The sequence below is a fragment of the Segatella sinensis genome (assembly GCF_040095255.1).
Classification (GTDB): domain Bacteria; phylum Bacteroidota; class Bacteroidia; order Bacteroidales; family Bacteroidaceae; genus Prevotella; species Prevotella sinensis.
In genome coordinates this window covers 1-21,997 of the sequence record NZ_JBBNGE010000022.1, presented here as the reverse complement: position 1 = coordinate 21,997, position 21,997 = coordinate 1, and the positions used below count along the sequence as shown (strand labels likewise).

Below are 21,997 nucleotides of genomic sequence, written 5' to 3'. Positions count from 1 at the left end.
AAATAAGCAAAAACAATAATACGATGAATCAGAAATTGTTAAAAAGCCATACGATATTGGCGATTTGTATTCTAATCTTATCCATCATCCCTGTTGTGGCAATAGGTCCCTATCTCCATCAGTTTGCAGATGACTATGTATTCGGAGCTCCTGTCTACAAGGCTTGGACTGCCACCCATTCATTTGGGGCATGTATTCAGGCGGCCTGGGCTGAATCCATGCATATCTACCAGACATGGCAGGGTACCTATTCAGCATGTTTCCTGATGGCATTACAACCTGGAATTTTTGGCAAATACTGGCTTGTACCGATTATTCTATTGGGAAGCCTAATTCTTTCCACCTATACACTGGGATACACAATATTACGCAGATTGCTACATATCAGCAAATTGGAATACACTTTCATTTCTACTCTATTTGTATTAATGACCGTACAGTTCGTATGGTCGTTCTACGATGCATTCTGCTGGTATAACGGAGCGATGTACTATACCTTATATTATAGTATTTCTTTGTTTCTTGCCTCCCTACTCATCGAATTCCATCTTACAAAATCCATCATAGCGAAAATCATCATCACGCTGGTTTCCGCAGCACTCGCCATATTCATAGCCGGCGGCAACTTTGTTACCGGTCTGGGTATGCCTGCCATTCTCTTTATGGCTATCGTATGGATGTGGGTGGAGAGGAAAAAGACTCCTTTCTTCCTGATTTCTATCCTTATGATTTATGCCAGCGCCTTTGCTTTCAGCGTATTTGCACCAGGCAATGCAGTCCGCCAAGCCACAGTCACCGATCAGCCGAATGTGGTTGCTGCCTTCTTTATGGCAATAGGAAAGAGCGTGGAATTTCTTGCTGATGCCATTGGAATCATGGAGGTACTCATGTTTACCATTCTCATTCCATTCCTGGCAAGATTAGCCAAGGCATCCCGTTTCAAGTTTTCTCATCCATGGCTTTATCTGCTCATCTCTTTCCTGCTCTACAGCGCCTTCTTTTTCCCAAACAGCTATGCCATGGGATCCAGAGGAGCTGACAGAGTACAGAATGTATACTTCTATGTGCATCTGTGGATGTTCTGCTTCAATATCTTCTATCTCTCAGGTGCCCTCCAGCGCAGAGCGGCTACTCAGGAACCGGTAAGCGTTGCCATAATGAACCTGATTGACGCCATCAAACAGAAATACGATAGATACTTCCAGTGGACACCGGTATACTACTGGCTGGTATTGGTACTGTCTATCTCTGCCAAGCCAACTACTACCAACAGAACTATCACCCTGCTGCGTAAGGGAACAGCACAGAAGTTTGACCAACAGATGCGGCAGCGTGAAATTGAAGTAAAGAAAAGCAAGGCAGACCATCTGGTTCTGAATCCGCTCACCGTAAAGATGCCATCCGATGCATTCCACGACATCACCATCTATCCAGGGTACTGGATTAACCGAGGTATGGCAAACTATTATGACAAGAAAACGGTAGTAGCATTACCTTTCGATGATGCCGACGAATCACCAGCCCAACTCCTGGAACGCTGCCGGGAGGAAGTAGGACCAGGCGGAATGACCTTTATCGAAGGAAAATAAAAAACAGACAGCAAATAAGTAAATGGAAAAAGAAAGATATTAGATGAAATATTTGGTATCTTTCTTTTTTTTACTTACTTTTGCACCAAAATTTATATAAGATAAAATGAAGATACTAGTAGTTAGATTCAGGCAGATGGGCGATGCCATACTCACCACCGTGGTACTCAACTCCTTAAAGAAGAGTTTCCCGGATTGCAGTATAGACTTTGTACTGAATGACAAAATCTGTCCATTGTTTGAAGGTCATCCCTCTATCAACAGATTAATCCCATTTACAGACGAAGAGCGACATAGCTTTTTCAAATACATCAGGAAAGTATGGCATGTGGTACATTCCACCCATTACGATGTCATCATCGACATGAGAAGTACCATGAACACGATGCTTTTCGCCCTTTTCTCTCCTTCCACTCCATACCGCATAGGATTGAACAAAGGCTATTGTAAGCTGGCATTCAACCATCTGATAGAACGCAGCTGTGCCGGCAGAAGTATGATAGAATTCAATCTGTCTATGCTCAAACCTTTGGAGAAAGAAGGTAAACTGATACGAGATGAGCATTTCTCTCTTTATATTACAGAAGAAGAACAAAAAGCTTACGACCAGTATCTTCAGTCACAAGGCATCGACCTTGCCAAACCCATTCTCCTGGCAGGTGTTACAGCCAAGTTAGATTACAAGACATGGAATGAAGACCGAATGGCGTGGACTATCCAGCAATTCATCAAAGCCTATCCTCAGGTACAGATCATCTTCAATTACGCCCCAGGCAAGGAAAAGGAAAACGCTTACCGCATTTATGAGAAAATGGGGAAGCCTCAGCAGGTACATATTGATATTGCAGCAAAGAGCCAGCGAGAGCTCGTGGCACTTTCCAACCGCATCACCTTGTACTTTGGAAATGAAGGCGGCGGAAGACACATTGTGCACGCCTGCGGAAAACCATCATTCGTCATCGTTGCTCCTACAACCAACAAGAAGACCTGGCTGCCACAAAACGATGTTCCAGCTGATGGAATCGCCTATACAGACATAACAAACCAGGACTCTGATACTGAAGCACTTGACAGATTGGCAAAATATGCTCTCATCACAAAAGAAGAGGTTTGGAATCGCTGGTCTGACTTCATCAAAAGATACCACATATTATAAAGGATAGACAACTCTACCGAATTCTACGGAAACAGTTCGTAGCAGAATGAACTGCCACGAACTATTTCCGTTTTTTCATACGATCCTCTATAATCTTGCTGACAGCAACAAACTGATAGATTCCTTCATAGCAGGCACAGATAAATCCTTCCTTACCATCCCGGAATCCACCCTTCTGTATATAAGCACGGAAGAAACGCACAAACGGACGATAGAACAAGGCAGCCATTCCATAATTGCGATCTTTCTTCTTTTCTATTTCATTCGCTGTATACTGGTTGATCTTTCCCATCCTGCTGGCGATACTGTCATCTGCCAGATGAACAAGTGCCATATCAGCATGAGCCGCTGGTATCTTTTCTATCCTGCCCTTGATAACAGGATCGGCATGAATGATGGCTGGCCATACGGTATCCTTCCTGATAAAGAAACGCAACTGGTAATCAGGATAGAAACAATGCATGAACCTACCCATAAAGCGGCTCTTGCGCGGCACATACAAGCCCTGTGGAGCATCCTCCTTCCCTATTAGGGAATAAAGATATTCCTTCAGTTCTGGAGTTACCAGTTCATCAGCATCAACCACCAATACCCACTTGCAGGAAGCAGCATCTATAGCAGTCTGACGTGCCGGTTCACAAATCTGATAGTTTCCTCTAGGAAAGACAACTATCTTGCAACCATTACGCTTTGCTATATCCAAGGTATCGTCAGTACTTTCCATGTCGCAGACAACCACCTCGTCAAAACCCTTCACCGTATCCAGCACCTGTTGAAGATGGCAGGAGGCATTATAGGTATTGATAACCACTGAGATGCCATTTACCTGCTCTTGTCCTACACTTGTCTTGTTCATATCTATATACTATAAATATTGATCGATACCATTTGTGCAACGAACCAAACGCTCCTTCTTCACCTGGTTCAAAACATCTTTATGCATGTTCTCTTGGGCTTTAGACGCCTCCTTGTGATAAAGATGGTACATGATTCCTCCCATCTTCAGAGCCTTCTTCCGAACGCCAGCAAAATGCAGGCGATAGGCAAACTCGGCATCCTCATGTCCCCATTCCAGCAAATCCTCATTGTAACCATTTACCTTGATGGCATCCTCTCTCCAATAAGCCATATTGCAACCTCTGAGATGGTCGATTCTACGAGCATAGCGAAAAGCCAGCAATCTGCGGAACACATGAGAACGGAAGCTGTTGCTTACATAACTGAAAGGCATGTTCCAAAGATTCACATTGACTACCTTTGTATCCAAAATTTTTTTGGAAATCTGGGCAGATAGCAGCACTCTACTTCCACAGACGAAACATCCTTTCTGAGCCATTTCTATATGGTCTTCTACAAAATGAGAACTCAAAACAACATCTCCATCAACTTGGATGATATAATCACCCGTAGCCTTTGCTATTGCCTTATTCAAAATGGTAGTTCTTCTGAATCCCTTATCTTCCTGCCAAACCCAAATTACCGGTACTGGCATTTTTTCAGCATAACGGTCTATCAGTTTTTTAGTCTCTTCGGTAGAACCATCGTCAGCAATAACAACTTCATCAGGCATAACATGCTGATGCAACACGCTATACAACACGAGTTCTAAGGCTTTAGACCAATTGTAAGTCGTAATCAATAATGTTGTTTTCATAAACCTAACTTTTTGCGTTTAAAATAATGCAAGATACCTTTGCGATGTGCCCATCGCCAATCGTGTATCTTCTTTGCTTCTATTATTTTTTGTAATATTTTCTCATCCATTCCCCGCAGTTTCACATACTCTCGTGCCACACACTCGAAGACATCCATTCTTCCGGTAAACCTCGTCAGGTTTTCCACACATTCCTTCATCGGCGGATAGCCTGAGTAAAACCTCATACGATTGATATCGATAAGCGAGAACGTATAATGACCATCAGCCTGAAGCTGATACAGCACATTGCCGGCATTCAAGTCAATATCGATGATGCCTTTCTGGTGCAATCGATTCACAAAGTGCGCATAATCTGCCGCCATCACCCTGTTGAATTTCTCTGGAGAGTTCAACTGATCGTTGATAGGCATACTGTTATCAATATCAGAGATAAAGTAGCAATAGTCAATAAGTCCCTTTACCCTCGTTTCAATATATCCAAAGCCTTCGGGAGTGGCAAAGCCATCTGCCATCAGCCTAAGGGCATTCTCATAGGCACGGAAAGCCTTGGTAGAGCGGAAGAAGCTATATCCTATCTTCTGAATGAAATTAGGCTGCTTGTATCTCTTCACCACAACTTCTTTCTCTTTTCCATCAAACTTTACATGAAAAGCCTTGATAACATTTCGTCCTTCAAAGATGCAACATCCCTCCTGCTCGAATACATCCGGGATGCGTTCGATGAAACTTCTCATCTCTTCGTATTTTGGGTTTATCTTTATCTTCATTTCTTTACAGTACTTTTATATTTTTGACTAGGATGGTTAGGAACGCCAAGGAATAGCATCTCCAAACTATTATCTTCTAGCATCTTAGGAATTATTTTATTCCTCAAATATGTTCTTTTCCTACGAAGTTCTTCTGCCAATTCATCGACACTTACCCAATCTGAACAAAAAGAACATATCTTATCTTTGAGCTCAGAATAAGACATCCTCTGTTTTATCAAATTTGGCATAGGAGAACTTGCAACCTTAGAGCCAGAGCTTGCAACCTTAGAACCGGAACTTGCAACCTTAGAGTCAGGACTTGCAACCTTAACTGTCATAGGCAACCGATACTTGGTTTCTCTACCATATCCCTCTTGAACCAGCAATTTATGCTTACACATATCTTTCAACAAATCGGCAACTTCTGCCTTATGCTGGTTAAGGACAACCCTTAAGCTCTCATTTGTAATATATCCATCTGTACAAGCTGCATTAAGAGTCAACAGGCGTTCATGTCCCAAAGAAAAAACTTCTGTTCCAAATATCAGAACCAATCTTTCCTTTGTTCCTTCATCCATCATCGACTCCATCATCATTGTGAGTTCCACTAAGTCAGGCTGACTTAATGTTCTCAACATAGGTGCTCTCCAATTTGCAAATCGCCAACCTGCCAATATCTTATCAACTCCACTTCCCGCTTTTTCAGCAGAGCCAATCAACATAAACATCTTTTGAAGAGTCTTGTTGCGACATACGCTAGCACTTTCTCCATAATATTGCATTTTAGAAACCAACAGAGTTCCCGGGTTAGTAAAAACAATTTTATTGCTATACAATCGCACTACCATTGTTGCATTTTCCGAATAATCGGTATGAATACAAAAATTCACCAGAGCTTCGCGAACAGCCACATGCGCAGGAGTTTCATCACGACGAATATTGCCCTCCAAGATGAAAGGTTTTGGCAAGACCGCTGATAATCTTGGAAGAACACGAAGATAGAATTGGAATAAATTTGCCTCCCAAGTTCCATCAGGACAAATACGATTGGTCCATCGTATCTCAGGATTATCTGATAGCTTTTCTTGGTAATCAGGAAAGAAGTTGGGGCAACATTCATTATCAGTAATGGCATTTTCTTTACCAAACATCAAAACTCCTGCCACAGTAAAACCTTCTTCTTTCGTTCCACGATCAGTACGATAAGCACCTATCTTTTTAAGAAATTCAAAATCAGACAAAACAGACCAAGGATGATCTGGCTTGGCTAACTTTAATAATTGTCGATATTGAGCAACAGACTCCATATCTAAATCATCCAATGAATAATTTCTCAAAATGCGGCTATCAGCGGGATTAGAAACATTCGCATCTGAAAACATACGCTGAACTTCTCGCTCCGTACATTTATAATCACCTTCATGATTGCGCTTAAAAGTACCATTATAGGGTTGAGACGTTCTATAAACAGGACGCTGTTCTCTGGATGCACGAGGAATAAAGAATAACATAAGTTTGTGACCATTGTAATCTTCTACCACAACATCTTCTGTTTTTAACAGGTTGCAACTAACCGTAGCCCGATTATTCACATTATTCCAAAAGTCCTTGGTGTATTTCTCTATCTGTTCATCAGATAGATTATCTATATAGAACTTACCTTTTCTTTCTATAACTCCAAGCACGATAACTCCTCCTTCACTATTGGCGAAGGCTGAGTAAGTATCCCAAAAGCTACCAGGAAATCCACCGGCAGCACTTTTAAACTCCAAGTCATCACTCTCTACGCTATTCAAGAGTGAATCCAGATAATCCTCGAAGTTTAATCTATCACGTACTTCTAACATACAATTCTTTTATATTCTTTAACAAGATACCTTCCTGGTATCTCATAGGTTGCAAAGATACGAAAAACTATCAGAAACGCCAAATTTTAGAAAGATTATCTTTCTTCCTTCATTGATACTTGCTTTTTTTATCCATTTTCTTGCAAGATTAAAGTATATTTCGTATTTTTGTACCTAATAACATCATCAGCGTTTTCATAAACAAAAAGAAATCCTATGAATATTCAAAAATTGAAATATAAATTCCATAGCGGAAAAAACAGCAAACCCTGGTATTACATCAAGGAATACGCTCGTCTGTATACACCTGCCTGCATCTTGATATGGAGGGGGGCAGCATTTACTTGACAAAGCCATCAAACAGCTTAACAGATTCTTTAAGTAACAATAAGATGCCAGCCCAAGTGCTGGCATCTTATCTTTGATAAAGTTTCATAAATAAATGCCACTAGCATATCGACTTTCAAGAATATTTCGTAACTTTGTACTCAGTCATTGCAAAAAGTAAAGAGCTATGGTAAGAGAAAGAAAAAAGCGAATCTATCGCAAGCGAATACCTTATGGTATGCAGAATTTTGAGGATGTGATTGAAAGGGATTGCTACTATGTAGATAAGACTCCTTTCATCGAGGAAATAGAAGACTCTAATATGTACTTCTTCTTTATAAGGCCTCGCCGATTCGGCAAGAGCCTTACCATCTCCATGCTTGAAAATTACTATGACATCAACAAGAAAGACAAGTTTGATGAAATTTTTGGCAAGCTTTATATTGGTGAGAATCCAACTCCCGAACATAATAGTTATCTCATCATCCATCTCAACTTTGCCATTATTGTAGGCGACCTAAACGACTACAAGCATGGCATGGACAATTATTGCAGGACGCAGTTTAATTACTTCGTGGATGTATATTCGCATCTCTTACCAGAAGGTACCAAAGAAGGCCTCAACCAACAGGAAGATGCCGTCAACCAATTAAACTATCTTTGCACCCAAAGCAAAAAATCTGGTCAGAAGATTTATCTCTTCATTGACGAGTACGACCACTTCACCAACCAGATTCTCGCACACAAGGAGCATGAACAGAGATACCGCATACAGACCCATGGCGAAGGATATCTCAGAAAATTCTTCGATACCATCAAGGGAGCTGCAGGCGATACCTTGGCACGTGTCTTCGTAACAGGCGTTAGCCCTGTAACGATGGATGACCTGACAAGCGGATTCAATATCGGCACCAATTACTCTCTGGCTCCGGAATTCAATGAAATGACAGGATTCACTGAGGATGAAGTAAGAGATATGCTGGGCTACTACTCCAGTGTGTTGCCATTCAACCACAGCGTGGATGAACTCATCAAGGTGATGAAGCCATGGTATGACAACTATTGCTTTGCCGAAGAGGAGTACGGAAAAACTACGATGTACAATTCTGTGATGGTACTTAACTTCTTAGACAAGTACATCCGCAACAACTACGACATTCCTAAGAATATGGTAGAGAGCAATATACGTATCGACTATGACAAAGTACGTATGCTTATCCGTCATGACAAGGAATTTGCTCATGATGCCAGCATCATCCAGCAGTTGGTAACCCAAGGATTCGTCACAGGTAAGCTCGTAGAGAACTTCCCTGCCGAGCGCATCAACGACCCAGACAACTTCCTGAGTCTGCTCTTCTATTTCGGCATGGTAACGATAGATGGTGATTACAAGGGAGTCACCAAGTTTATCATTCCAAACGAGGTAGTACGAGACCAGATGTATACATATCTCTTAGACACCTACAAGGAGAACGATTTGACCTATGATAGTTTCAATAAGGGAAAATTAGAGTCTCAATTGGCATACGATGGCAACTACAAGGCATACTTTGAGTTCATCGCCGACAGTCTGAAGCGTTACTCTTCTCAGCGTGACAAGCAGAAGGGAGAAGCATTCGTGCATGGTTTCACCTTGGCGATGACCAGCCAGAACCAGTTCTATCGCCCTATCTCAGAGCTAGACAACGATGGTGGCTATGCCGACATCTTCCTTTCTCCGCTCTGCGACATCTACAAGGACATGGTGGACAGTTACATCATCGAACTGAAATACTGCAAGACCAATACCGAAGACAAACAGCTGCAAGTTCTCTTCAAGGAAGCCTCTGCCCAAATCTGCCGCTATGCCAATAGCGACATCGTCAAGGAGTCGGTCAAGACCACTAAGCTCCACAAACTCGTAGTTATCTACCGAGGAGCAGAAATGGTAATGTGCGAGGAAGTAACGGAAGAATAAGGCTCAGGAGAGGTTGTCTTATCCACGGACAATCTCCCCTAAGCCTAAATTACGTCAACTTCCAAACTCTTCTCTTGAGCCACAACGCCAAAATGGGGTCACTCATTTCCAGATGCTTAGGAGCAGGTATTGTAATCAGATCTTTCACCATCAAGGACTTCTTGAGGCGGGTTACATTGGCGGCAGTACCCAGGCGATAAGTTTCCAATATTGCCGTCTGGGTGAAACCGGTATGTACTCCATTAGTGATGGCATGCAGGAAATTCATCTGATAGGCAGAAAGGTCTTCGGTCTGCTGAATAAACAAAGGCTCGCTGGCATCCAGCAACCGGTCTATTCCATATTTCAAGTCCTCTTCTGTTGCTACAGAATCATCCTGTACACGCAACCATACAAACCATGCCAACTGCTGTACATAAGAGGAATACCTATCTGTTACCTGACAGATTTCTCGAGCCAGCTCTTCAGAAATATGCTTGCCAGTAGATTCGAAACGCTGACAGATATACTCCACCCAGTCTTTCTCGCTAATTTTATTCAGATAGAAGAAATCACCAAAGCGATAGAATGGGTAACTGGCATTCTGGAACATTTGTTCCATCATGTGTTTCTTGCTTCCATAAAGGCAGTAAGATACATGACTCTGTAATTGCCATACGCTACGGAGCTTCTTCTGGAAGGTCAAGGAATCAGGGAAATCACCTATCTGCTGAAATTCATCGATGCAGACTACGATATGACAACCTTTAGACCGAGCTATCATTTCCGGAAGTCTCAAAACCTCTTCTGTTGTATTGTTACCTGCATTATACTCCAACGACAAAGAGAAATCAGACAAAGGATCTTGACCGATACTGATTTTCGGAACGAAACGGCTTAAGAACACCTTGGCATTCTCCATCCATTCTTCCCATTTTGAAGAAGTAGCCCGAACCACAGCTGTGGCAAAAGCATTGATAAAATCATTCTCAGAGCGACAGCCAAAGGCATCTATACGAGCTATCCTGATGTCTTCGCTCTCTACAAGCGAACACACCTTATCCACCAATGAAGTCTTACCCATACGACGAGGCGAAATCAATATCGTATTCACTCCATACGTAAAGTTCGCCTTCAGGCGTTCTGTTTCCTCTCTTCGGTCGGTGAAAGAATCTCCCTCCACACGAACACCGAACACAAACGGAGCTTCTTTACTTTTTCTCATAATCACTACCTTATTATATACTACTGAAAATCGCATGTAAGCTCCACACGCCCTGAAAGGGCAGAAGCTTTCAAATTGCCGAGTGCAGCAAATCTTCTGCAAAGATAGCAAAAAAAAACAGATTAAACAAGGTTGTTTTAAACAAAGTTGTTTAAAACTAGTAACTTTTTACAGAAACTACTATTAATCAACTATTTACGCATTATATCATAAAGGGATAAACGGGGGCGATTTTTTAAACACGGACAAATTGAATTTGTCCGGATGGTTGTCCGATAGGTTTATAACAGGAAGAAAATCAATAAGTTACAAGCAACCGGACAAATTGTCCGGACAAATTCAATTTGTCCGTGTTATTTTTTATGAGAAAGAAAGAGGGGTTCAGGTATCGAAACAAAAACTAGAGATCCGAGAAGCTATGACTTTACTCCTCTTATACTATGTTTCTCCACCCACAAAACTACGAGTTGCATTTATTAACACAATTTGCTCCGAACGGCTGCTGAATTTGGGACCTTATCGCCAGCCGAAATTTGGCGGTTACAAAAGAATGTCGTATTTTTGCCCCCGATTACCGGATAGTCCGGCAACCGAACTTTTTAAACACTAAAAGCATGGAAAATTTAACCATTCAAAACTCTGAGAATCTTTTGGCTGCTAAAGCTAGTACACAACCACTCAACGACTTTCCTGTAGATCAGCTCCCACTCGGACTCCGTGATTCACTCTCTGGCGTAGCCCCAGAGGCTCGCGTGCCTGCCCTCTTCTCTGCCCTCCCTATTGCCGCAGCCTACGCCGACGGCGTGAAGGCGAAGTATTGCGACGGCAGCGAGACTCCGATGGCACTCATGTCTATCATCATCGGCGAGCAGGCTTCGGGTAAGGGCGTATGCCGTAGAATCGAGAGCATCTGGGCGAAGAAGATGGATAAGGACGATGAGAAACCACGTGAGGAGGAGGCATGGTACCAGCAGCACAAGGGCAAGAAGGGCGTAATAGACCCTAAGCCTTGCATCCGTCACATCGGCGATACCATCTCTAAGTCGGCCCTGATGCGTCGTCAGCTCTGTGCCGATGGCCATACCATGTATATGTTCAGCGAGGAGCTCGGTTCGATGAAGAGCGTATGGAAGGTGTTCGGCGACTACTTCCGTAAGGCGTTCGACCAGAGCGAGGTGGGTCAGGATTACATCACCGCCACCAGCGGCGTAACCCACGCCCAGCTCAACTTCACAGGCTGCTGCACCCAGAACATCTTCCAGAAGTTCTTCACCGATGACAACATCGAGGATGGTTCTTCTTCCCGCATGATGCTCGCCAAGATGCCAGATACATCCTTCGCACCCCTCAGCCAGCACCACGGCTACACCGAGGAGGAGCAGGCCAACATCCTCAAGGCGGTAAGTCTGCTGGAGCGTAGCCACGGCGTGATGGAGCTGCCCCGTATGTGCGAGGAGTTCTGCCAGTGGCTCGAAGCAAAGAGGCAACTCGCCCTGGCGAATGCCGATCGTGTGATGGATGTGTATCGTCGCCGTTCCGCAGTCATCGGCTTCCGTTGTGGCGTTATCTTCCACATTCTGGAGCAGACCGAAGAGGAGACCGATGCCTGCATCCGTTTTGCCAAGGCTGTAGCCGACTACGTGCTCGCCATGCAGATGGAGATGTTTGGCTTGCGCCTCGACAAGCAGCAGCAGGACAACGAGGCAATCCCTGTCTATAAATCCCGTAACACCCTGCTCTTCGCCCAACTCCCGGAGCAGTTCACCCTCTTTGATGCCAGCCGTGAGCGTGGCGACGGAGCCAGTCGTGAAACCATCCGTAAGATGATAAGCCGCTGGACCAAGCGTGGTCTCTGCAAGAAGCTGAAGAGTGGCGACACCGAAATCTGGCAGAAGCTTACCCTCTCGGCATAAAGCACATCTACACTTTCTGCATAAGGCATCTTGAATCTCCTAAAACAGTTAATCCCCCATCACGCTTTGGCTGCGTGGTGGGGGATTACTGTTTCTGATGATATCACCATTTCATTGCTGATAACACTCGAAAAAGAGATAATGATGAAGAGAAATACATAAAGTTTCATAAATTATACCCTAGGGTATAATACCTTTGGGTATAATTTTGTAACTTTGCAGAGAATCAAGACTTTAAGTATATGAACAAGATACCATTTGAATATGGTTCTATCGCTGAAAATGAATATTTCATTGATAGAATTGAAGATAGAAGAGACCTCAAGACTTTTCTTGGAGGAGGCATCAACGTGATGCTGATTTCTCCAAGAAGATGGGGTAAGTCTTCACTTGTCAAAGCAGCTATGGAAGAGCTGAAGCAAGAACAGAAGGATGTGAGAGTATGCTATCTGGATGCCTTCAAGATTTTCTCTGAGGAAGAGTTCTACCACAAGTTTGCAAGTGCAATACTCCAGGGAGTTTCTTCCACGATGGAAAAGAGATGGGCTGACATCGTAAAGTTCATCCAATCCATATCTCCAAGCCTTACCATCAACAGCGACCCGGTGAATGCCGTAGAAGTAAATCTAAACTTCAAGCCCCTGAAGGAAAGTGCCGAAGAAATACTCAATCTACCAGAAAAGATTGCCAAGGCAAAAGGCATCCATGTCATCGTGTGTATTGATGAGTTCCAACAATTGGCAAACCTGCCCGACTGGAAGCGCCTAGAAGGAACCATGCGTTCGGTATGGCAGGGACAACACAGTACGACCTATTGTCTCTATGGCAGTAAACGCCACATGATGATGGATATATTCGGCAACTCGAAGAATCCATTCTACCGTTTTGGACAGATGATGACATTGAAGAAGATAGCCAAGGAATACTGGAAGCCTTTCATCCACGACAGTTTCTACAATTATGGCAAGTCTATCAGCAATGAAATGATAGAGCGAATCTGCAATGCCGTGCAATGCCACTCCTGGTACATGCAGCAATTCTGCTTTCTCATCTGGACACGTACGGCAACAGAGGTGACAGAGGAAATCTATCAGTCACAGCTTACCAAACTTCTGGATACCAATGCCGATATGTTCATTACCGATATTGATGGCATGCCTGCCTCACAAATAGCATTCCTGCGTGCCGTCTGCATGGGAGAGACTCATTTCCATGCCCAACAGGTTGTAGCAGAATATGGACTCGGTGCTCCACGCACCATCACCAAGAACAAGAAGACTCTTGTAGAAAGAGACTTCATTGAGAAATCGGGCGATGGCTTCAAGATGGTTGACCCCGTCTTCGAACTGTGGTTCAAACGGGAATACTGCAACATTTTGCCTCAATAAAAAATAGAAAAACTATATAAACAGTTAATCCCCCATCACGCAGCCAAAACGTGGTGGGGGATTACTGTTTATGATGATATCCGTGTTTTATTGCTGATGTCGCTCAATATACTCCGCTGCCTGGATATTCGAGAAGACATAGGTCTTCAAATCCCAGAACTTAGACTCCTGCTTGTTTTCCTTCAGATTGCCATTCGGCAACACATCATAGCAGAAATTGCGGTTCATTGATGGATTATAAACGAAGCAACGCTGATGGTCTCTTGCCACAATCTGGTTATCTGCCGAATAGAATACCATCGGGCGCTGCTGCTTCAGCAAATCCACGCCGAAGCCCTCGTACTCATAATTCAGATTCATCAGGCCGAAAAGCGTAGGCATTACATCTACCTGCATACCCAAACCGGCATACTGCTGCTGCGGAACACCCGGACCGAAAATGATGAGCGGAATGTGGTTGTACGACTGAGGCAACTCGCCCTCGCTCTTACCCACCAGCTTGCCATGGTCTGCCTGAATCACGAATATCGTGTTCTTATACCAAGGCTCCCGGCTTGCCTTCTTCAGAAAGTCGCCTATCGCCCAGTCGGCATACTCCACAATCTGCGTTTCCTTCTCCTTGGTCTTCGGCTTGAAGAAATCAGGAATGATATATGGCGGATGATTGCTCACGGTGAGGATGGTAGCCATGAAAGGCTTGCCCGTCTTCGCCTTCTGGTTGATGGTGTTGAGGGCATAGCCCATCTCGAAATGGTCGCTCACGCCAAAGCTGTTCACCACCTCGCTCTTAGGATAGTTCTCCTGAGAGAAGATGTCATCGTAGCCATTGGTCTGGAAGAAAGCCTTCATGTTGTCATACTGTGCCTCGTGAGTCATGAAGAACATGTTCTCGTAGCCATACTTCTTCAACACCGTGGCGATACCCTTGCGGCGCGGAGTCACCGTTCCCTTCATCAGGTTGCGGAACATGAGGGCAGGGAAACTGTAGAGCGTAGCCGTCATACCGTGGTTGGTATGGATGCCGGCACTATAAAAGTGGGTGAACGCCAGGGAATGATGATAGAGCGAATCGAGCGTTGGAGTGAGCGGCTGCTGATTGCCGAAAGTACCCAGCAAGTTTGCCGACATCGACTCCATCAGTATCACCACCACATTAGGATGATTCTTCTTCATCATCAGGGAATCGTTCACCACCTCACGCTTCAGAATATTCGTGCTATCCACCTTTCCCGTAATACCGAGCCACTGACGGGTATTCGTGATAGCCTCAGCGTATGGCATGAGATGCAGTTCCTTGTTCTCCTTGCGCATATCGTCGAGTGCCGAAGTAAGGAGATTAAATGCCGGATTGATGCCGAGCTGGTTGAGGAAGGAATCCTCGCAATAGTAAGCCTGGCTCACCTTGATAGGATTATAGCCCATTCTGCCACGGATGCCGAAAAGGCAGAAACCTATCATCACCGCAGAAATGAGGAAACGGCTTACCACCAGCATCAGGTGCATATTGTCCTTTGGCAACAGGAAAAGCCCCTCGAAATAGCGGCGCAGGCGGACGAGCGCATAGATAAATGCCCCCGTGAACACGAAATAGAGGGCGATATAGAGCCAATAGGAAGACTCCTGCAAGAGCATGCCCGATGTGGTGGCTACATAGCCGAACCACCCGAAGATGCTGGAGTTGATGTTCTTGAAGAAATACTGGAAATAAGGGGTATTGGCTGCCGAAGGCATGAAGGCGATGGCAAACCATGCCGCATACCAGATGTTGATGCCACGCAGCAAACGGCGATGACACCACCCCAGACTGGCAGCTACAAGGAGCACAGCCACAGGCAATACCGAAATATAACAAGCAATGACATTGTCGAACCATACACCCTTGACAAACGCCATTACCCTACTCACCCCTGCATCTACTATCATGCCATGCAGGGCTATGAATTCTACCAATCTGAAAAGAGTCATCACCAACAATGCCAATACATGCACCGAAAGGAGATAACCCAAAGCCTTAAAATATCGTTTCATCTTTATTCTACTTTAGAAATCGGGTGCAAAGTTAATAATTATATCCCAATAAAAGCAAAATTCCCACCTTATTCTGTCTATAAACAAATAATTATATGTAACTTTGCAGACAAAATAACATTATAAGACTTCGATAAGACATGAACATCAAGTACAACAAAGCCCTATGGCTTATCACTATTCTAGCCATCGTGATGCTGATTCCATTCCTCGGACTCTCTGATTTCAATACCAAGGGAGAACCTCGCGAGGCAGTAGTTGCCTACACCATGCTGGAACATGGCAACTGGATATTGCCTATCAACAATGGAGGCGACATCCCTTACAAGCCACCTTTCTTCCACTGGTGCATCGCTTTCTTCAGCCTTTTCATCGGCTACGTGAATGAGTTCACCTCCCGTCTGCCATCCGCAGTATCGCTGGTATTGATGACCATCGGCGGCTTCGTGTTCTATGCCAAGCGCAAGGATACCCAGATCAGCCTCATCGCAGCCATCCTCACACTTACCGCTTTCGAAGTGCACCGTGCGGGAATCAACTGTCGTGTGGATATGGTGAACACCGCCTTCATGGTGGGAGCCATGTATCTGCTCTATCGCTGGTGGGAGAAAGGAAAGCACCAGCTGCCTTGGCTTGCCATCCTCTGCATGAGCGGTGCCACGCTGACCAAGGGTCCTGTGGGTATCATCCTGCCATGCTTCGTGATGGGTGTATTCATGCTTACCCAACGGGAGAACTTCTGGGGCATCGTATGGCGCATGGCGCTAACCGCCCTGCTCTCGCTCATTATCCCATTCTGCTGGTACTATGCAGCCTATCTGCAAGGCGGCGACGAGTTCCTGCGTCTGGTAAAGGAAGAGAACATCGACCGATTCATGGGCAAGATGGCATACGAATCGCATGAGAACCCGGCGTGGTACAATCTGCTTACACTCGTGATGGGTTGGGCTCCTTATACCTTATTATTACTGTTCTCGCTCTTCATCCTGCCATGGAAAAAGTTCTCAAAGACCCGATTCCTGGAGAATGCGAAGAAGGCTACTCCGCTGCAAGTGTTCACCTGGCTCGCCTTCCTCCTGGTGCTCTTCTTCTACTGCATCCCAAAGAGCAAGCGCAGCGTCTATCTGCTGCCATGCTATCCGTTCATGGCTTATCTCATCGCCGAATACATCGTTTGGATGATGAAGGAAAAGATGGGAGCCATCAAGGTATATGCCGGCGTGATTGCCTCGCTGGCAGTTATCCTTGTGATTGCTACGCTTGTTATACGAGCAGGCGGCATACCAGATACCATTTTCCATGGCAAGCATGCAGCCGACAACATCGCCATGCTCCATGCAATAGGGGAATCTACTCATGGTATCCTATTCTACGTATGCTATATGTTTCTTATAATAGGGGCTTATCATATATTCAAGGCACTCAAGAAAAAAGAGACAAGCCAAATGATGAAATATACATTGGTGATGATTATCGCAATTTTCATCACACTCGACTCCACCCTGCAGCCTGCCGTGCTCAACACGAAGGCAGACAAGCATCTGGCGCCGGTTATCGAAAAGAAGTTTGATACCAGCAAGCTCTACTCTTATATGTCAGTAGATATGCTGCATTTCTTCAGCCTCAACTTCTATCTGGGCGATAAGATCCAGCAGTTTGACAAGGTGCTGCCACAGGATGGCGTGCTGATGATTCCAGAGGAAGACATGCCAGATTTCAAAGAGAAATTCGGCAAGGACTATACCTTCCAGAAGGTTTGGGAAGTAAGGAGGCTCGTAGAATGGCACCATCCGGTAGGCTTCTATCAGTTTGTAAAGACAAGTGCCAACATCGCACAAAAGAAATAATCAATAATCAGATACAAAAAATAGCATCGGGATTCATCAACCCGATGCTATTTTTGTATCTATCAAATTTATAGTCTTCTTATTTTCTTTCTTCGATAAGATTATACTCTTTCTTCGATAAAGTATCGAGGGCGGCGCTTCACCTCGGTATAAATCTTGCCGATGTAGATGCCTGTGATGCCCACACCCGTGGTGATGATGCCACCGATAAACCACATGGAGACAAGCAGGGAAGTCCAGCCCTGAATGGTCTTGCCCTGGAAATGCTCCACCAAGGCAAAGATAATCATGATGAAGGCTACTAAAGTCATCGCCAGACCCAGGAAGGTGATAAACTTCAATGGTGCCACGGAGAACGAAGTGATGCCATCGATACTGAAGCTCAGCATCTTGGTAAACGGATACTTGCTCTCACCTGCCTCGCGTGCCTTGCGGTCGTAATAGACGAATCCCTCTCGGAAACCCAACTGGCGGACGATGGCTCTGAGGAAGAGATTGCGCTCAGGATATTGCATCAATGCCTTGAGGGTACGGTTGGTCATCATTCGGAAGTCTGCATGATTCTGCACCGTATCCTTGTCCACACTCTGCATCAATTTATAGAAGGCAAGAGCTGTGAATCGCTTGAAGAACGTATCGGTCTTACGTTCCTTTCTTACACCATAGATAATATCCTTGCCTTCCTGCACCTGCTGTACCATATCGATGATGACATTCTCATCATCCTGCAGGTCGGCATCGATACTTACCATCGCATCGCAATGATCTACCGCCGTTTCCATTCCTGCCCAGAGTGCATTCTGGTGTCCACGATTATGGGATAACTTGATGCCGTGTACATAATGATGTTGCTTGGCAGCATCCGAAATCATCTGCCAGGTACGGTCACGGCTACCGTCGTCAACAAGGAGCAACTCCGTGTCGGCGTCTGTTTTTACCTTGATGTTCTTGATCAGATTGCCAAGCACCTCCAGGGTCTTCGGCAATACTTCTTCCTCATTATAGCAAGGAATCACTATGAATATCTTCATCACTTTTCTTTTTTTCGTCGTTAGCATGGATACTTATCAATTGCAAAAATACCCCGATTTTCTTACATACACAAATAAAACGCCAGTTTTTTTATAATCTTGCATCATATTCCTGAAAAGAAGGACTGGGAAAGCAGTATAAATCCCAGATTTCACCACTTCCACTTCACTTGTACCTCCAGATCCATCTGATGAGAACCGGCGATTTCCTGCAAGCCGGAAGAGATGTGGGTGCGGTCGAAATAATCGGTGCTGCCCAGCTTTGCTATAACCAGCAGATGACGGCTGATCTCCGAACGCGCCATCAGGGCATAGCGGATGCCCTCGCCAAAGTAACTGCCAAAACTCATCTGATAGAGCAAGCCCGGCTCATAGGCATAGATGCGACTGGCGAAATCCTGGGTGTGAAAATAGCCGAAACTGCCCTGCAGCCTCAACCACCGCCAATGATATCCGAGGTTTTCATTCAGCAGATAACCGCTGCTGGAAGCATTCTGGGTGCCGCTACTGGAAGCATTCCCGGTACCGCTGCCCGCATTTCCTTCCCGGTACTTCGTATAATCCACACTCGTCTTGGAACTCCAGTTTTTCATGGTAACGCTGGCATAGAAACGGAGACGCCCGGTAGCGTTTCCCGCCTTTTCCTTATAGCGGACCCGGGCTCCCAGTGTCCAGGAACGGGCAGGAAGATAGAGGATATTCAGCAGATGATCCCAGCTCTGCGTACTCTGACGGGTATGATACTTAGGCCAGGCAAAATAGGCAAAGTCGCTATAGGCGGTAATGGTCCAGCGACTGCCTGGCGACCACGTAGCCCCCACATACATGCCGTTTTCATCCTGCACGCTGCTTCCCTCGGCAAAGCTGTTGCTGAACAGGGAATAGTATCTGGCAGAATAGAACCGTTGCACAGCCGTGAGCGAGAAATGGTCGGAAAACTGATAAGAAGCAGCATTGAGCGTGGCGACGGCTCCACAATCACCCGTTGCCGTTTCGCCACCTATCGTCCAGCGATGGGAAATATAGCCATAATCTACACTCACATTCCAGAAGGCATCACCTTCGGGAGCAAACCGCTTGTACAACTGCACCTTTTCCGGCATCAGCGGAAGAGAGAAAGAGGTATAGAAACCGGTGGCTCCGATATGCCAGCCCTGATGGCGATAGTTGATGTTGCCACCCACCAGCGTATTGGAGGCTATATCCTGCCTGGCTATCTCCCTGCGTGTACGGTGCAGACCGGTCTTGAGAATGGTCTTGATGCCACCTTCATCACTCAGCGTGGCATCTATCTTGCGATAAGAGAGGAATCCGGTAAGGTCAAGTCCCTTCAACAAGGTATAGGTGGCTGCTGCTCCCTGCAGATAGTTGGCAGAAGAGCGGGAGGAATGAACCTTGATCTGGCTGGTGGTTCTGCCCAGCGAGGACAGTACCGAGAGTTTGCCGAAGCTGAAGTCTTTGTTGAGAATCAGTCCCATTCCCTCGTGCAGCCGATACCTGCCCAGGGTGATATTCTTCCATCTGCCTAATTTCCTGACTTGCAGATAGAAGGAATAGAAATCATATCCCAGATTGTTCCTGCCGCTTCCGAAAGGTTCGCCCGCATCCTGGGCGCCAACGAATCCCATCTTCACATAGTCGCCATACCTGAACTGATAGCGCACCCCGTGCCTATACTTATATCCCAGGTATCCATCGGCTCCCTTGCCATCGCCCTTGCGCTCATAGAAAGGCACTTTCACCATTCCCATCACCTCGTGCTTGCCATACTTCAGGATATTCTTCAGGCTCGGGAACTGCTGGCGGGGAGTCTCGTCGGCTACATAGAAGAAGCTGTTCATCAACTGCCGCTGATACCAGCTGATACTGGGGATGAGAGCCAGTTCTGCCATCGTCTTCATCCCGTGATAGCGATAGAGATATGCCTGGATATCCTCTACCTGCGAAGGGGTGAGGAAAGGCAGATGCTCCATCTCTTCGCGGGTAGCCGTATTCAGATTCAGCGGATGCTGCGCCAGCTCCTCCAGTTCCTCCTCATAATCCTCCCAGGCAGTCTGTTCGAAATCCTCCATCTCCGAGAGTTCCATCAGATATTCCTGCCAAGGACGCAAAGAGACATGCTTCTCCCTATCTTCTTCCGACCGGGAAGAGGAGTCCTGGGCACAAACAGAAGGGACATAGAATAACTGGGAGCTGCCTATAAAAAACAGTTTCAACAATAAGCGGATGATAGGTTGCCAATACTTCATAGACAGGCAAAAGAATTATTAAATTTCCACAAAGATACTGCGAAATTCTGAAAATGAGTAAGAAAAGAGTAACTTTCTTTCTCTAAATGGGAAATTATCTGTAATTTTGCGGCATAATTAGGAATTGAAGAGGATTACACCTCTTTATATATAAGAGATGTTCCGGACAGGGAGCGGATTTTTAAAATTGGATCAAGAAGATTTTTATGAAACAGAAGATATTCTTTTTGCTGGCGATGCTCTTCTGCATCACGCTGCAGACAATGGCACAGACGGATGACGACAAGCCTGAAAACAAGGAAGTCGATATGGATGCTCCTACCTTCGAACCGATGGTGAAGGTGGGAAAGGTGCTGCTCGACCACGACAGCATACAGTATGTACAGGTGAACAACGTGTATGTTTATCCACAGCCGGTGTTCAAGAACGCCAAGGAAAGAATGGCGTACAACCGTCTGGTATATAACATCAAGAAAGTTCTGCCGATAGCCAAAGAGGTGAGAAAGATCATCATCGAAACGGGTGACTATCTGGAAACCCTGCCCAACAAGAAGGCGAAGGATGCGCACATGAAACTGGTGGAGAAAAGCATCAAGCAGGAATATACACCGAGAATGAAGAAACTCACCTATGCACAGGGCAAGCTCTGCATCAAACTGGTGTATCGTGAGTGCAATTCGTCCTCCTATCACCTTATCCAGGCATTCCTCGGCCCTATCCGTGCCGGTTTCTACCAGGCTTTCGCCGCCCTCTTCGGTGCCAGCCTCAACAAGAAATATGATCCGAACGGAGTAGATAGGCTCACGGAAAGAGTGGTGAGACAGGTAGAATCAGGACAGATATAATCATACTCCTTATTAAGAAAACCAATACCCTTAGGGAAAGAAGCATTCCTGATAACTGGAAACAGCTTCTATCCCTAAGGGTATTTTTTGATGAAACAAGGGAAAGTTGTGGATACCATTAGAAGTATTTATCTATACCCTCAAATCCGCAACCTATAGGGTTTCGTGAGAATTTACTTGTAAAACGACCAAAATTCTTTTATTGTACAT

General features: G+C 45.2%; 15 protein-coding genes. 7 read left to right on the top strand and 8 right to left on the bottom strand.

The window, feature by feature from the left end; genetic code table 11:
- Nucleotides 1-23: 23 nt before the first annotated feature.
- The gene (locus AAAT87_RS07875) at nt 24-1,589 is read left to right on the top strand and encodes a DUF6056 family protein (RefSeq protein ID WP_349226127.1); all 1,566 of its coding nucleotides are present in this window, start codon (nt 24-26) and stop codon (nt 1,587-1,589) included.
- 106 nt (nt 1,590-1,695) lie between these two features.
- Entirely contained in the window at nt 1,696-2,745 is a 1,050-nt protein-coding gene (locus tag AAAT87_RS07870; RefSeq protein WP_349226126.1) for a glycosyltransferase family 9 protein, read from the top strand.
- Nucleotides 2,746-2,806: 61 nt separating this feature from the next.
- Here AAAT87_RS07870 and AAAT87_RS07865 read toward each other — a convergent pair whose 3' ends face one another.
- Genes AAAT87_RS07865 through AAAT87_RS07850 form a run of 4 tightly spaced genes read right to left on the bottom strand, consistent with a single transcriptional unit; the run spans nt 2,807 to nt 6,998 of the window.
- On the bottom strand, nt 2,807-3,601 hold the full coding sequence (locus AAAT87_RS07865; RefSeq protein ID WP_349226125.1) for a glycosyltransferase family 2 protein: 795 nt from the start codon (nt 3,599-3,601) through the stop codon (nt 2,807-2,809).
- Between the two features lie 9 nt (nt 3,602-3,610).
- On the bottom strand, nt 3,611-4,399 hold the full coding sequence (locus AAAT87_RS07860; RefSeq protein ID WP_154480424.1) for a glycosyltransferase family 2 protein: 789 nt from the start codon (nt 4,397-4,399) through the stop codon (nt 3,611-3,613).
- Nucleotides 4,396-5,169: a lipopolysaccharide kinase InaA family protein gene (locus AAAT87_RS07855; RefSeq protein WP_154480423.1), complete on the bottom strand. Its 774-nt coding sequence runs from the start codon at nt 5,167-5,169 to the stop codon at nt 4,396-4,398. Before AAAT87_RS07855 ends, AAAT87_RS07860 begins: the two co-directional genes overlap by 4 nt.
- Complete coding sequence (locus AAAT87_RS07850) at nt 5,166-6,998, bottom strand: RNA/DNA-binding domain-containing protein (RefSeq protein ID WP_349226124.1); 1,833 nt, start codon at nt 6,996-6,998, stop codon at nt 5,166-5,168. The genes AAAT87_RS07855 and AAAT87_RS07850 overlap by 4 nt, the downstream gene beginning before the upstream one ends.
- 514 nt (nt 6,999-7,512) lie before the next feature.
- On the opposite strand from AAAT87_RS07850, the gene AAAT87_RS07845 reads away from it, so the two are divergent.
- Nucleotides 7,513-9,282, top strand: coding sequence for an ATP-binding protein (locus AAAT87_RS07845; RefSeq protein WP_349226123.1), 1,770 nt, complete (start codon nt 7,513-7,515; stop codon nt 9,280-9,282).
- 49 nt (nt 9,283-9,331) lie between these two features.
- Here AAAT87_RS07845 and AAAT87_RS07840 read toward each other — a convergent pair whose 3' ends face one another.
- Nucleotides 9,332-10,486 carry an AAA family ATPase gene (locus tag AAAT87_RS07840; RefSeq protein ID WP_349226122.1) on the bottom strand — a complete coding sequence of 385 codons (1,155 nt, stop codon included), beginning with the start codon at nt 10,484-10,486 and terminating at the stop codon, nt 9,332-9,334.
- A 614-nt stretch (nt 10,487-11,100) separates the two neighbouring features.
- On the opposite strand from AAAT87_RS07840, the gene AAAT87_RS07835 reads away from it, so the two are divergent.
- Nucleotides 11,101-12,399, top strand: a complete 1,299-nt coding sequence (locus tag AAAT87_RS07835; protein ID WP_349226121.1) for a hypothetical protein — start codon at nt 11,101-11,103, stop codon at nt 12,397-12,399.
- 242 nt (nt 12,400-12,641) lie between these two features.
- Nucleotides 12,642-13,787, top strand: coding sequence for an AAA family ATPase (locus AAAT87_RS07830; RefSeq protein ID WP_349226120.1), 1,146 nt, complete (start codon nt 12,642-12,644; stop codon nt 13,785-13,787).
- Between the two features lie 87 nt (nt 13,788-13,874).
- Here the strand turns inward: AAAT87_RS07830 and AAAT87_RS07825 are convergent, their stop codons facing one another.
- The gene (locus AAAT87_RS07825) at nt 13,875-15,815 is read right to left on the bottom strand and encodes an LTA synthase family protein (RefSeq protein ID WP_349226119.1); all 1,941 of its coding nucleotides are present in this window, start codon (nt 15,813-15,815) and stop codon (nt 13,875-13,877) included.
- Between the two features lie 140 nt (nt 15,816-15,955).
- Between AAAT87_RS07825 and AAAT87_RS07820 the strand changes: the two genes are divergently transcribed.
- On the top strand, nt 15,956-17,662 hold the full coding sequence (locus AAAT87_RS07820; RefSeq protein ID WP_349226118.1) for an ArnT family glycosyltransferase: 1,707 nt from the start codon (nt 15,956-15,958) through the stop codon (nt 17,660-17,662).
- A 101-nt stretch (nt 17,663-17,763) separates the two neighbouring features.
- Here AAAT87_RS07820 and AAAT87_RS07815 read toward each other — a convergent pair whose 3' ends face one another.
- Together AAAT87_RS07815 and AAAT87_RS07810 are read right to left on the bottom strand one after the other, a co-directional pair.
- Nucleotides 17,764-18,693 (bottom strand): glycosyltransferase family 2 protein, encoded by a 930-nt coding sequence (locus AAAT87_RS07815; RefSeq protein ID WP_349226117.1) that lies wholly within the window; start codon nt 18,691-18,693, stop codon nt 17,764-17,766.
- Nucleotides 18,694-18,845: 152 nt separating this feature from the next.
- Nucleotides 18,846-20,942, bottom strand: coding sequence for a helix-hairpin-helix domain-containing protein (locus AAAT87_RS07810; protein WP_349226116.1), 2,097 nt, complete (start codon nt 20,940-20,942; stop codon nt 18,846-18,848).
- Between the two features lie 206 nt (nt 20,943-21,148).
- Here AAAT87_RS07810 and AAAT87_RS07805 point away from each other — a divergent pair, with 206 nt between their 5' ends.
- Nucleotides 21,149-21,787, top strand: coding sequence for a DUF4294 domain-containing protein (locus AAAT87_RS07805; RefSeq protein ID WP_117663810.1), 639 nt, complete (start codon nt 21,149-21,151; stop codon nt 21,785-21,787).
- The last annotated feature ends 210 nt before the right edge of the window (nt 21,788-21,997 follow it).